Annotated in this window: 10 protein-coding genes; all 10 read left to right on the top strand. The window is 56.1% G+C overall.

What is annotated here, in order from left to right:
- Positions 1-5 precede the first annotated feature (5 nt).
- The gene (locus VGR67_00110) at positions 6-1,484 is read left to right on the top strand and encodes an O-antigen ligase family protein (GenBank protein HEV8334807.1); all 1,479 of its coding nucleotides are present in this window, start codon (positions 6-8) and stop codon (positions 1,482-1,484) included.
- The gene (locus VGR67_00105; GenBank protein ID HEV8334806.1) at positions 1,477-2,760 is read left to right on the top strand and encodes a tetratricopeptide repeat protein; all 1,284 of its coding nucleotides are present in this window, start codon (positions 1,477-1,479) and stop codon (positions 2,758-2,760) included. Before VGR67_00110 ends, VGR67_00105 begins: the two co-directional genes overlap by 8 nt.
- A 69-nt stretch (positions 2,761-2,829) precedes the next feature.
- Positions 2,830-4,290 (top strand): oligosaccharide flippase family protein, encoded by a 1,461-nt coding sequence (locus VGR67_00100; GenBank protein ID HEV8334805.1) that lies wholly within the window; start codon positions 2,830-2,832, stop codon positions 4,288-4,290.
- Positions 4,271-5,689 carry a hypothetical protein gene (locus VGR67_00095; protein ID HEV8334804.1) on the top strand — a complete coding sequence of 473 codons (1,419 nt, stop codon included), beginning with the start codon at positions 4,271-4,273 and terminating at the stop codon, positions 5,687-5,689. The genes VGR67_00100 and VGR67_00095 overlap by 20 nt, the downstream gene beginning before the upstream one ends.
- 6 nt (positions 5,690-5,695) lie before the next feature.
- The gene (locus tag VGR67_00090; protein ID HEV8334803.1) at positions 5,696-6,973 is read left to right on the top strand and encodes a glycosyltransferase; all 1,278 of its coding nucleotides are present in this window, start codon (positions 5,696-5,698) and stop codon (positions 6,971-6,973) included.
- A 28-nt stretch (positions 6,974-7,001) separates the two neighbouring features.
- On the top strand, positions 7,002-8,204 hold the full coding sequence (locus VGR67_00085) for a glycosyltransferase family 4 protein (GenBank protein HEV8334802.1): 1,203 nt from the start codon (positions 7,002-7,004) through the stop codon (positions 8,202-8,204).
- 776 nt (positions 8,205-8,980) lie between these two features.
- On the top strand, positions 8,981-10,138 hold the full coding sequence (locus tag VGR67_00080; GenBank protein ID HEV8334801.1) for a glycosyltransferase family 4 protein: 1,158 nt from the start codon (positions 8,981-8,983) through the stop codon (positions 10,136-10,138).
- A gap of 82 nt (positions 10,139-10,220) precedes the next feature.
- On the top strand, positions 10,221-11,642 hold the full coding sequence (locus tag VGR67_00075) for a sugar transferase (GenBank protein HEV8334800.1): 1,422 nt from the start codon (positions 10,221-10,223) through the stop codon (positions 11,640-11,642).
- Positions 11,643-11,664: 22 nt separating this feature from the next.
- The gene (gene wecB / locus VGR67_00070) at positions 11,665-12,759 is read left to right on the top strand and encodes a UDP-N-acetylglucosamine 2-epimerase (non-hydrolyzing) (protein HEV8334799.1); all 1,095 of its coding nucleotides are present in this window, start codon (positions 11,665-11,667) and stop codon (positions 12,757-12,759) included.
- A gap of 12 nt (positions 12,760-12,771) precedes the next feature.
- On the top strand, positions 12,772-13,770 hold a 999-nt coding region (locus VGR67_00065; GenBank protein HEV8334798.1), incomplete at its 3' end, for a GDSL-type esterase/lipase family protein.

Raw genomic sequence — 13,770 nt, 5'->3', positions numbered from 1 at the left:
CCTTGATGAAGCATGCCGGCCGCCTGGAACGAACCCTCGACACGCTGATCCGGGGCGGCCTCCTCGTGATCGTGGCCGTGGCCCCGCTCCCGTTCGGCTCGGTCGAGCCGTGGGCCTACTCTCCCCTCGAGCTGTCGGTCGCCCTGGTCGGGCTTCTCTTCATGTATCGCCTCTTCCTGTTTCCCGGTACCCGCGTCCACTTCGCCTCCTTGCTCCTGGCGCCTCTCGGCTTTCTCCTCCTGATGGGCTTCCAGCTCGTGCCGCTCCCGCCCGCGGCGCTGCGGGCGATTTCCCCCGGCACGGCCGGCTTCTACGGCAAGACGCTTCCCGGCTACGCCGCGACGACGCGCGACATCGCCGCGACCGACGCGGCGGTCCTGGGGCAGGCGCCGGTCGCCCCCGTAGCCTGGCGGCCGATCTCGCAGGTGCCGAGCGCGACGCGCACCTACCTGCTCAAAGGGATCGCCTTCACCGTCTTCCTCTTCCTGCTGATCAACCAGTTCCGTACGGCGCGGCAGGTGCGGGTCCTGCTCTACGTCTTCGTGGGGATGGGCACCTTCGAGGCCTTCTACGGGCTCCTCGAGTACCTGAGCGGCCACCAGCACATCTTCACCTACCAGAAGCGCTACTACCTCGAAGCGGCGACCGGCACGTTCATCAACCGCAACCATTTCGCGGCATTCTTGGAGATGTCGCTGCTCGTCGCCCTGGGCCTGCTGTTCTCCCGGCTCCGCACGCCGGCCATGACCGAAACCTGGCGGGAGCGCCTCCTCGGGCTGACCGATCGCCGCGCCAGCCTCAACTTGACCCTGATTCTGTGCATCGCGATCCTCGTCATCGGCCTCGTCCTCTCCTATTCCCGCGCCGGCATCATCCTGGGCCTCGGAAGCGCCGTCCTCTTCTGCCTCCTGCAGTTCCGCCAGGGCTGGAGCCTGCGGAAGACGCTGCTGATCGCCCTGCTCGCCGTGGCCGTCCTCATCCCCGCCTACGGCGTCGGCTACTGGACCCTGACCGGCCGCTACTCCGTCCTGACGACGGAATTCTCCGCTCCCGGGGGGCGCCTGGCGGTGTGGCGGAAGACCCTCGAGATCGTGCGGGACTTTCCGGTTTTGGGCACCGGCGTCGGGACGTTCCAGCACGTCTTCCCGCGGTACCGCGAGGCCACGACGACGGCCTTCTACGACTACACCCACAACGACTACCTTCAGGTCCTCTCCGAGTCGGGGCTCGCCGGCGGCGCGCTTCTGGCGCTCGGCATCGCCTGCGTGGCGCGGCTCTGGTGGCGCTCGGCGCGCGGCCGCGTCGCTGGACAGGTCCTGCTCACGGCCTGCGGCTTGGGGCTTTCGGCCGTCGCGCTACACGAGCTGTTCGATTTCGGATTGCAGATTCCCGCGAATCTCCTGGCGCTGGCGTTCCTGGCGGGATGCTTGACGCTGCTGGCCGCGCCCGCCCTCCGGGCCGAAGGGGAGGGAACCCATGGGTAGGCGCCTTGCGCTCCTCGTTCTCGGGATTCCCGGCCTTCTCGGCTTCGGCGCGCTGGCCGCGGCGCAGTGGAGAGGCGCGGACGCGCTGACCGAGTACGCCGAGCTCCAGAAGGAGTATCCCCCCGACAGCATGAAGCCGCCCGACCCGAAGATCGTGGCGCGCAAGCAGCTCGTGCTGGCGCGGGCCGATCGGCTCGTCCCCGACCTGCCGGAGGTCCAGTACCAGCGGGCCCTTCTCTTTACCGTCATGGCCGAGACCGAGAGCCTGCAGCCGGCCGCGGGTTCGAGCGGGGGCGCGCCGAGCCCGAGCCTCGTCACCCTCCTGCGCGAAGCGCTATGGTCGATCAACCATGCCATCCAGCTGAACCCCTGCTCCGCCGAGTACCAATTCGTGAAGGCCACGATTATCCAGAACCTCGAAGCGAATCTCTCGGCCGAGCGGCTCGAAGCTTCGGGCAAGGCCGTCGCCCAGCTCCTGACCATTTCGGACTCCCTCGATCCCTACAAACCCCAGCTCCACTATCGCATCGGCTCCTTCTGGCTGGCGCTCGGTGACATTACCTCTGCGAAACGGATTTTCTCCACGGTCCTACGACAGAATCCCGCATTGTCCAAGGACATCCTCACAGTTCTGTGGAGCTCGGTGACGTCGGTGTCAGAATTGCGGGATTTTATCCAGCATGAGCCGAGGACATGTGTAATTCTGGCCGAGTTTCTCGCTGAAAGAGGGTTCGATTCGGAGGCCGAGCATGAGTACCTCGACGCAGCGCCGGGAGCTCCGAACAGTTTCCAGGTCTTGTCCGCCCTGGTTCGACGCTACATGAATGATGGGAAGACCGCCGCAGTCTTGGAGCTTGTGAAAACGGCGGAGCATGTGGGTCGAATCAAAGATCCTCGTGAGCGGGCCGCCTTACGCTATCTGGCGGGTCAGGCATACTTCAGGGAAGGTCGGATTCAAGACGCAATTTCCGCGTACGAAGCTGCCTTGCGGATCGACGATACCCAACTTCACATTCATCATGCACTCGCGATGGCCTACCTCCGGGCGGGCCAATACGGGAAAGCAATTGCGCGATGGCAATTCTTAAAAAGCAGGTTCGGAGAGAGCCGGGTTTCACGTGACATGAATTCTGTAATGCACGCCGGACTGGCAGAGGCATTTGAAATGCAAGGACGCTATGTAGACGCGCTCGCAGAGTATCTGAAAGCTGCGGAATTGGACCCGCGCAACAGAGTCCTCAGTCTCAAAATAGAAGAACTTTCGGGTCGGCTCTAATAAGCCTTCGGGATGAGGTTCCACGCCCTTCTCCTGCGCCCAAGATGATAAAAGCACGGTGAACCCGGGATGATGTCTGCGCTGGAACAGAAGACTGGATACACGCATTTCTTGCGAAACCAGCCTGTCTACCTACTAAGTAGCATCCTCGCGGGCGCGATTTCCTTCCTCATTTTACCCATCTACACACGGTTCCTTTCTCCAGAGGACTTTGGTCTCTGGTCTCTCTTCTCAATCGCAGCGCAGGTCTTCGCCGTATTCCTGACCTGCGGTTTGGATTCTGTCGCCATTAAGCATTGGCACCTGGCGCAAGACATTGAAGCGCGACAAAAGGTCGTATCGCAAAGCCTGTCTCTTGCACTGGTACTTGGAGCAATCGGATCCGGGCTCGGCATCCTCGTGTTTTGGCTCGGACACGACATCTGGGTCGGCCGAGTGCACGGCGGTCTCATCATCGTTGGCACTTTCATCGCCGCGTTGCAAAGCATGCTGAATGTGGGGATGGGTGTCATTCGAGCTCAGAATCGCCCGTTCGCTTTCGGTTGCCTATCTTTTACCCGTGTCGCCGTACAACTCTCCGTCTCCGGTACTGCCGCATTGCGAGGACACCTGAATCTTCAAGTCGCGGCCTGGGCGTGGCTAGCAGGGGAGGCCACGGCGCTGGTCATTCTTCTGGCGTTTCTCCGGCCACGGGCCTTGTTCGCCAGAAGTTTCGCCAACGAGGCATTGCAGTATGGACTGCCCATGGTAATCGCAGGCTTCGGGAATTTCGTGCTTTTCGGAGCAGATCGATATTTTCTGGCGGGCTTTCGTGGATTGCGGGAAGTCGCCGTCTATGCCGTGGCGTACAAAGTAGCGACCATTCTCGAGGTCGCGGTGGTGCGTCCCTTCGCAATTGGATGGGCTGCCGGAAGGTTCCAGGTGGGATCGGGTGATGAAGGGAGTGCGGGTTACGTCCGCGCTCTGGCTCTGTTCCTGGTTCCCAGCGTGATAATGTTTGCGGTTGTCTGCTGCCTACGAAGGGAGATTATCGCGCTGGTAGCGCCCGCCGGATACGAGAAGGCGGCTTTTCTGATCCCAATCCTGCTAGGGGCCTATTTTTTCCTTGGGCTCAGTTATCCCCTGAATGTTGGTGTCATGTTTCGCGATCGTCCGACACCCGTTGCAGCGGCCACATGGGTGGCTGTTCTGCTCAATACCGTCGGCAACATAGCCCTTATACCGAGCTGGGGTGCCACAGGTGCCGCACTCTCGACGTTGGTAGGCTATGGCATCTTGTGCTTGATCCTGTGGCGCAGCTCTCTCGTGACCCACCCTATCGACTATCCAGCCGTGAGATTTGGAGTATTCACCGTGATGGGCTGCGGCCTCGGAGTCATCGCGTCACGCTTTGGTACCGGTACCGCCGACATCGGGGCCGTAGGGCGGGTGATCCTTGTGGTCGCCCTAGTGACCGGCTTGGCGCATCAGCTCGGATTACTCGGAATGGCAACAGGTTCCAGGAGGACACGTGACCTCGTCGGCGTCTGACCTAAAGTCCGGGCTACAACGAAACACCCTAGGTGTCTTCGCTGTCGGTCTGGCCGCTCTTTTCTCGGGTGTGATGTTAGTACTGGTCAGTAGCTCACTAATGCTAGCTGTGCTGGGCAGCCTTGTTTTTCTGGCCGCCGTCGCCCTATCGATGATGGTCACGTGGCGAGTTTCTCAAACCGCTCTTGTTCTACTTGGGTTAGGAATGGCTTTGGGCACACGCATCACGTTGAGCGGTATCAACTTCGACGTTGTAGAGCTGGTTTTAATATCGATGCTTGCCATCCTGATCGTTTTCAACTTTCATCGACTTTTTATCCCCCTTCAATCCTATGAGATCATTTTCATCGTGTTTCTGGGCTTTCGTTTGACCATGAGTATCTTCGCCGCAGATCTTCGACATTCTTTCAGTGATTTGCGCGAGTGGTTGGAGTTTGTAATCGCGCTCATGGTTTTGCGCAGAGTGCTGGTTACCGCAGAGCTAGCCAATGTCGCGCGGAAAGCATTTCTTTTCGGGGCGGTCATCAGCGCCACATTGGCATTGGGCCAAGCCTATTGGGACTGGCCAGCTCCCTTTGTCTCAGAGCAAGGTCAAATGAAGACGTTCGTTGATTTTGGGAGCCAATCTAATTATAGAGTTCAGCCTGTAGCGGGTCTGCAAAGCCACCCAAACAGCTTCGCCATTTATCTAGCGGTTGGCGCAATCATGCTGCTTTTTTGGACAGAGAGCTTTGGTACCCGTAAATGGCTAGTCTTATCCTGGTGCGGCGCAGGACTCTGTTTGTGGGCAATCGCGACGACCTTCGCGAAGACCACGTACGTAGCGATGGGATTGACTTTGCTTTCGGTTCCTTGCCTGCGTTTCTGGCGAGGTTCCCTCTGGCGGACTTGTATGTTGCTCGCAGGAGGTTTCGGAATCATATTCATGGCGCTAAGATCCGCGGAGATCGAGGGGTATGGATTCGCTCTGAGCAGCTTCTACATCCGGGAACGTCTCTGGCAGGACAGCCTGATCATATTGGCCCGCAACTGGCATGGCTTGTTTCTTGGCGATCAACTGTCAGAATTATGGAAAATATCGGTGTGGGGGCAGCCACACAATACATTCTTATTTTTCCTTTTGGAATACGGGATAATTGGAGCGTGTCTTCTGATCGCCGGTGGCTGGGCAATTGTGCGAGAGGTGTCGCGGTCCACAGGGACCGCCCTTGGGAGAAGCTCTGTTTCCGCACGAACTAAACTCATTTGTGCGCTTGTTCTCTATCTTGGATGGACCGGCATGTTCGAATCGGTAGGCTACCCGGTCCATGACAAGATTCTTCTCGCGCTAACGGCTGCGTTCCTATTATCTGAAGCGGGTGCATCGAGGAAAGATTCCAGAAATGCTCTTTCCGAGTGACTGATCATGGAACCGAAGAAGATCCAACTTCTCATTCTGACGGATCTTTACCCAAGCCATTACCGGCCGAATGATGGCGTGTTCGTGTGGCGAATGGCACGAGCACTTGGCGAGACGGGACGCGCGAATGTGCATGTGGTAGCACTCCGTCGCTTGTTCCCGGAATGGCACTTATTGCGAGCTATGGTGCATGGTGATTGGGGAAAATGCCAGCGCTACTGGAGACATTGGATGACCCGAGAGGCGCTGTTGCAGAAGTCTCGGGATTGCGTTCGGTTCGGTCGGATTTGCTACACGGGCCTCCCGAGAATCTTTGGGCAGGCTACGTGGGGCAAGGCGGCCTACGCGTTCGGCGGGAAGTTTCTAAAAAGGCTTAACCAGGAAATGCGGTTCGACATAGTCCATGCCCATTTCGCAATTGCTTCGGGGCATGTCGCGCAACTTGTTGCTGACGAGGGTGGGCCCCCATTTGTAGTGAGTATTCATGGGTACGAGGTGGCCTTCACCGCCAAACGCCCTGGAGGCAAAGCTGTCCTTCGCCGCGTATTAGGATCGGCACGCGCCGTTATCGCCAACTCGAGCCGCACGAGAGACAGGATTCTGGAACTGGGAAACGTAGATCCTGGACTGGTTCGCATAATCTACCAGGGTGGAGACTGTGAGGCAGAAAACGATGTTCCGTTGGTAAAGATTGAACATCATTCTGAAGAATTCCAGGTACTGACTGTGGGTGGCCTAGAAAGACAAAAGGGTCAAGACGTCGTACTTCGTGCGGCCGCTCGATTGAATCGTGGTGGATTCCCAGTTCGCTGTACTTTTATCGGGGAAGGCAATGACCTGCCACGGCTTCAGAGGCTCGTGAGAGAACTTGGTCTCGGCGGGCAAGTCGTTTTTACCGGGCCTGTTCCTCCTCAACGGATGGGGAAGTACTATGAGGCCTGTAACGCGTTTGTTCTTCCAAGTTGGAATGAAGCTTTCGGTGTGGCGTACGTGGAGGCAATGCACTATGGCAAGCCCGTCGTCGGACTCGTTGGAGAGGGAGGGCCCGAGGATCTGGCGAGGCTCGGCGCTGGAATCGTGAGAATACCTCGCGACGACGATGCCGTACTGGCTTCAATTATTTCTCGATGGATCCGCCTTCCCGCAGAAGCGGAAGAAATGGGCCGGAGAAATCGAGACTTAGCCCGGAGAGAACTCACATGGGCTTGTCATGCGAGGAAACTGATGAAGTTGTATGAAGAGATTCTGAATGGAAAGTGTCTGCAGGATGCGATGAGCGTTTAACCTCACTGTTGCGGGAAAGGCGGTACGAGTGAAGATCCTGGTCATTCATAATGCCTATCGATTCCGGGGCGGAGAGGAGCAATCGGTCGCTCTCCAGATTGCCGCTTTGGAAGCATCGGGGCATCAGGTGATCAGCTATAGGAAGAATAGCCAGGACATCTCGGGCCTCTCTGGTTTTGGCAAACTACGGGCGGCCATCGCCACTCCTTACTCACCAAGAGTGTTTCGTGAGGTGTCTGAGCTTATCCATGGAGAAAAGCCGCAGCTCGTGCATGTTCACAACGTGTTTCCGCTGATCACCGCGTCGGCGATACGAGCTGCGGCAAAAAACGGTGTGCCCGTCGTCTATTCGCACCATAACTATCGGCTTTCGTGCCCTAGTGGGTTGCGATTCTTGCGCGGCGATGTATGCGATCGATGTACCGGAGGGTTTTTCCTCCCGGCGGTGCTCAATCGATGTGTACAGCACAAGCTTGGTCCGAGTCTGACATATGCGTTAGCCCTCCAAATTGATCGGATTATTGGCACGTTCAGGACGGATATAGCAGTTCATGTGTGCCCTTCACGTTCATTGCAGCGACAACTTGAAAAGATAATGCCGACCGGCACACCTATCGAGATCATCCCGCATTTCTTGCCGGATCATTCAGTTTCTGAGAGAAAGGCGGAGCGTCCCTATATCGTTTATCTCGGCAGAATCTCTGAAGAGAAAGGGGTAATGCTTTTGGCTAAGGCAGCCAAGGATTTGACTAAGTACATGGACATAGAGGTGCTGGGTGATGGACCCCTACGGGAGGAGCTTGCTCAGGGCCTGTCTGCTCGGGAGGAGAACCAGGTCCATTTCCGCGGTCATCTTGCCAATGATAGGCGTTTTGAGTTTTTGACAGGTGCGCTTGCGTTGGTTGTGCCCTCGTTGTCGGAGGAAACGTTCTCCTATGCCGTTCTGGAAGCCTTTCGAGCCGGCGTGCCGGTTGTGGCGGCCCGAGTTGGAGCGCTCGAGGAACTTGTAGAGGAAGAAGTGAACGGCCTTCTGTTTCCTCGAGGATCGCATCAGGGGATGGTCGCCGCCATAATGAGATTGCACAGGGACATCATTTTCCGGAACAGCCTGGCCAGAGGTGCCCGGGAATCCTTCATGAAGAAGTACACGATGGACGTGGGCTACCAGGCTCTCATGGATTGTTATCGACGCGTGCTGGCAGCGAGAAGGCAGGATGAACGAATCGCGTGAAAGCCAGGGAGTCTGTCTGCTCGGTTCATGGCTATGTCCAATCAACCTTCAAGACGCTGTGCAGAGGATTGTAGACGCGGCTCGAAAACATGAAGGAGGCTATGTCTGCCTAGCTAACGCTCACACAGTGAGCCTAGGCAGAACCCACGCGCAGCTGCGCCGAGCGACGAACTCTTCAATCCTGGCTCTTGCCGATGGGCGACCGGTAACATGGGTGGCAAGGCTACTCGGAGCCAGACATCCACACCAGGTACGAGGTGCGGATCTTCTCCGTGCGACATGCGCGTATGCGTCAGAGGAGCCTGTGGGCCATTACTTTTATGGTGGAGCTCCCGCGGTCACCAGGCGATTAGTCGAAGTCTTGACGATGCGATATCCAGGCCTGATGATCAGCGGATACGATTCGCCGCCGTTTCGGCCTATCTCTCGCGAGGAAGACGCCGAGGCTATGGAGCGTATCCGTAGAAGCGGAGCCAGAATACTATGGGTGGGCTTGGGGGCCCCGAAGCAGGAAATCTGGATGCTGGAGCATAGTCCCTTCTTGCCCGAAACAGCTATGATAGGAGTAGGAGCGGCGTTTGATTTCGTCGCGGGCTCAATCCCGGAAGCACCCTCATGGGTCCGGGCGGCAGGCCTCGAATGGCTCCATCGCCTAATCAACGATCCTCGCCGCCTCTGGCGGCGGTACTTGATATCAAATGTTACCTTCATTGTATTCGCGTTCATTCAAATTCTAGGCGACTGGTTCAGGCTGTATGGGGACTATAAAGGACACCGTGACTGAACCAGGAAGAGAAACGAACGAAAGAACCTATCGGGTGGCAATTGTCCAAACAGTTCTTTCTCATTATCGCGTCCCATTCTTCGAAGCACTGTCGGCAGAGAATCCGTGCTGGCATCTCGAAATCGTGCATTCAGGACGCGAGAATGAGCACTATCGGTTGCGGGAAACGGAGGCGCTCAAGGAAACGGTGGTTCGGCGGATCCAAATTCCCTTTCTCGGTTACCAGCTCAGTTTTCAGGTGGGAGCGCTGCACCGCCTTGGTGGATCGCAGTTGAGCATCGTGATTCTGGAAGGTTCGTTTGGCATCCTTTCGAACCTATTCATCCTCGTGCTGCGTAAACTGCGTCACCTTCCGACAATCTATTGGGTGACGGGATGGGATAGACCGGAAGTGCAGGGATGGAAGAAAGGGCTACGGGACGTGCTCATCCGGTGCTTTGCTCGGCAGGCTGACGCCATTGTCGCGTACGGTACGGCAGCTTCACGATACATGGTGTCGCACGGTGTTGATCCCAGCCGAATTACCGTGGCGCAGAACACGGTGGACGTTGAAAGCCTGGCTCTTGATGAAATGAAATGGCGCGCAGCCGCTCTCGATGTCAAGACACGGCTCGGGATCGGTGGGAAGTGCGTTCTGTACGTGGGACGAGTGGTGCCGACCAAGAGACTCGAGGACCTTATCGTGGCCATGAGACTGGTTCGACAGAGAATACCGAATGCGGAGCTCGTGGTCGTAGGAACCGGGCCTGAGCTGCCGAAAGCACGGGCCCAGGCGGGGGACGGAGTTCATTTTGTCGGCGAAGTGATTGATGGGATCGAAGCCTATTTCGCTGGCGCCGATGTGTTCGTCATGCCGGGCACAGGAGGACTGGCTCTGAACCAGGCGATGGCTTTCGGCCTGCCAATCGTGGTCACGGTCTCCGATGGAACACATGAAGATCTTGTCATTCCGGGAGAAAATGGTTTGGTTGCTCCACTTGCTGATTCGAATGCACTGGCTGAGTGTATCGTGCAAGTGTTGAAGGATTCCCGACGGCAAGCATCGATGGGTGAGCGTTCGAAGAGTATCGTACTGCAGAGGGCAAGTCTCAAAAACATGGCGGTCGAATTTGGCCGCGCGGTCAGACAGGTTCTAGAGGCAGCGCGTTGAGGAAAAGAGTGGGTCGGCTACAAGCAAACAGAATGCCGCATCGTACAAGGCGGCCTTTGGTGGCGTTATCCGGAGCGATCCCTTGCTAAAGGAAAGAGCAAAGGAATTGGCTACCGTAGTAGCCCTTATCGATGCGGTCCTCTTGGGATGTGCATTCTTTTCGGCCGTTCTCTTGAGAAATCACCTCCTCCCAGTCCTAGTCCCAGATCTCTCGCAAATTGCGACTTACCGTTTCCTTTGGCTGTTACCCGTTTCGCTGCCGACATTCTATTTGCTTTTCCGATTCACGGGTGTTTACGAATCCATACGGACGAAGTCCTTGGCCGAGATCATCCTATTGGTGGGAAAGCCGGTCGCCCTCGGCGGCCTGTTCTTGGGGTTTCTAATTTTCGTAGTCCAAGCCAAGTACTTTAGCCGCAGCTTCTTCGCATTGTATATTGGGTTGTTTTTCGTCTACGTCGTTGCCGAGAAGACATTTATCCGGATTTCACAGAGAGTGATCCGACGGAAAGGATTCAACTACCGAAATGTTCTTCTCGTAGGTATTAACGACGAATCGGTTCGGATAGCAGAAACACTCGCTGCGCAACGGGAGTATGGATTTCGCATCGCTGGTTTCGCCAGTGGATTCGGGCAGGAGCCCACTGTGGGGCACGATTACAAGGTGTTGGGCTCCGTTGAGGAGCTGGAAACGATCGTTGACAGACACATCATCGACGAAATCGTGTTCGCTCTGCCATTGGAGGATCTCCCGAAATGCGAAAGGCAGCTTCTTAAATGCGAGGAGGTAGGCCTCAAAATTCATATTCGCGCAGATTTCGCACACTCTATCTTTGCCCGAACGTATCTCAGCCGCGTAGCGAACATACCGATACTCACGCTTTCTACGATTCCGCACTCGGCCGGTGACATTGTCTTCAAGCGTCTCATAGACGTTTTCATTTCGGCCAGCCTTCTTTTTCTGCTCAGCCCCTTGATGATTCTGGCCAGTATCTTGATCATCCTTGATTCAAGGGGTCCGGTGCTATTCCGACAAACTCGCAGTGGATTGAACGGCCGCAGATTCGTGTTGCTCAAGTTTCGTTCCATGGTGCATGATGCCGAGCGTCAGCGAGCGGCGCTCTTCGCCCAGAATGAGATGACGGGGCCGGTGTTCAAGATCAGGAACGACCCTCGGGTTACGAAAGTAGGGCGTGTTCTGCGTCGAACCAGTTGTGATGAATTGCCTCAGCTTTGGAACGTGCTTAAGGGAGATATGAGTCTGGTAGGCCCTCGTCCTCCCCTGCCATCGGAGGTACAAAAGTACGAGCGGTGGCAGCGCCGGCGATTGAGCATGAAGCCGGGGATCACATGTCTTTGGCAGGTCAATGGCAGGAACGCCGTCGGCTTCGACGATTGGGTGAAACTGGACATGGAATACATCGATAACTGGTCCCTTGGACTCGATTTCCACATTTTGGCTAAAACGATTCCTGCGGTGCTCTTCTCCCGAGGGGCACAGTAATCGGCGATTCGGGGGAAAACACGTGAAGATCCTGAATATCGTTGGTGCGCGCCCGAATTTCATGAAAATTGCGCCGTTGCTCCGCGAAATGAAAAGACACCCTGAACTGAACCCCGTTCTGGTGCACACGGGGCAGCATTATGATGCTGGGATGTCCGACGTCTTTTTTCGGGATCTCGAGATTTCTGCGCCCGACATCTACCTTGACGTCGGATCTGGAACGCAAGCAGTCCAGACTGGAAATATCATGATGGCTTTTGAGCCCATCGCGCAGGAACAGAATCCGGATTTGGTCCTAGTCGTCGGAGACGTCAACTCGACGCTTGCCTGCAGCATCGTATCTGCGAAGCTTGGGATTCCCGTCGGTCACGTCGAGGCTGGTCTAAGGAGTTTCGACCGGACGATGCCTGAGGAAATCAATAGAGTTGTGACAGACGCGCTTTCTGAGTTCCATTTCACGACGTCCCCTGAAGCCGAGAACAATCTGTTACGGGAAGGAATTTCGAAAGAGAAGATCTACTTTGTCGGTAATGTGATGATCGATACGTTAATCCACCTGGTCCAGAAGGCTGAGAGCTCACAGGTTCGCACGAGTCTTGGAGTAAATGGAGACTATGCTCTTTTGACGCTTCACCGACCTAGCAACGTGGATGAGCAGGAACCTTTGAAGAGGATTTTCAAGGCACTCTCCATCATCGCGAGGCGAATCCCGATATTGTTCCCGATACACCCGCGAACAGCCCGAATGCTGAAGCAATTCGAGATCTCCACGGAAGTGCGTGGCCTGAAGTTGATAGAACCATTGGGCTACTTGGATTTTATTCATCTGGAAAGGCATGCACGGTTCGTGCTGACTGATTCTGGTGGAATCCAAGAAGAGACGACCGTGCTTGGTGTTCCGTGCTTAACGCTTCGGAACAACACAGAACGGCCCATAACAATCGCCGAAGGGACCAATGTATTGGTAGGCAACGACGTCGAGCGCATTTGTAATGGGGCCGAGGGTGTGCTGAATGCGAAGGAAAAAACCGGCCGAGTTCCGAGTCTCTGGGACGGTAAGGCCGCTGAACGGATCGTTTCCGTGCTAAGGCGAGTGGCCGCGCAATCACACTCCTAACCAGATATCAGCATGACGGATGATAACTCCTTTCTCGCCAAGGCGTGGTTGGGAAGTGTTCGCGTGTTGGTGACGCGAGTTCTTATCTCCGCCGCCTCCATCGTGGTCTTTTTCACGCTAGCCGAGCTGTTTCTAAGGTTATTCATTCCACAACAAGAAGCCATGAGATGGTTTCAGAGCAATCCCGCCTATGGCTATGTGCTCAAGAGCAGGTTTCATCAGCGTTATCATTACATCGATGGCTTTACGATGGATGTGAGGACAAACGAGTGGGGTCACAGGGGTAAGTCCTATGCGAAAGCAGACCTGGAGAACCCTGCCGTAATCAAGATTCTGCTTATCGGGGACTCCTTTACGTTCGGCCAAGGGGTTAACGATGAAGACACTTTCGGAGCGCTGCTCGAGCACGACTTGAACCGTGCGGGGAAGAAGTACAGCGTAATAAATGCCGGCGTCGGAGGTTGGGGAACTCTTCAGTCAGTGGCCTATGCTCGAGACCACCTGTCAGTCTTTCATCCGAGTATCGTTGTCTATACGTTTTGTGGGAATGATCCATCGGACGATGCTCGATTCATGAAGGGCGTAGCGGACAATGACCTCGGTGCGCTTCGTTTCCCTGGCAAGATCTTCTTGCGGAATTACTCCCATGTTTATCGTTTGTTGTATTTCAGTCTCGCAAAACTGAGGCATCGACTGGAGGTGAGCGCTGGGGCTGAAGGAACAAAAAGCATGACTCACGACTTGCAGAGTGAGAGTGCCATCAGCGAAGAGGAGTGGAAAAGAAGCCTCGAAGCTCTCGAGAGGCTCGGGGCAAGGCTGGGCAGTCAGAATCCGAAGAATCTACTGATGGTGCAGGCGTCCGCGCCTTGGGAACTGGAGATACAAGAGCACTTGGCGCCCCTGGCGAAGAACGATCACATCGTCTACGTGGATCTCTACGATATGTCCAAAGCCCTCCCGGATACCGAGAGGCAGTTGCCATACGATGGACACTGGAGCCGTAAGATGCAT

The organism is Candidatus Polarisedimenticolia bacterium (assembly GCA_036004685.1).
Classification (GTDB): Bacteria; Acidobacteriota; Polarisedimenticolia; order Gp22-AA2; family AA152; genus DASYRE01.
Note: the sequence above shows the minus strand (reverse complement) of the source record. Positions and strands in the feature narration are given on the sequence as shown.

Excerpts from the sequence above, each read along its gene's own strand:
- VGR67_00110 (HEV8334807.1), top strand. The coding sequence starts at position 6 with ATGAAGCATGCCGGCCGCCTGGAACGAACCCTCGACACGCTGATCCGG.
- VGR67_00105 (HEV8334806.1), top strand. The coding sequence starts at position 1,477 with ATGGGTAGGCGCCTTGCGCTCCTCGTTCTCGGGATTCCCGGCCTTCTC.
- VGR67_00100 (HEV8334805.1), top strand. The coding sequence starts at position 2,830 with ATGATGTCTGCGCTGGAACAGAAGACTGGATACACGCATTTCTTGCGA.
- VGR67_00090 (HEV8334803.1), top strand. The coding sequence starts at position 5,696 with ATGGAACCGAAGAAGATCCAACTTCTCATTCTGACGGATCTTTACCCA.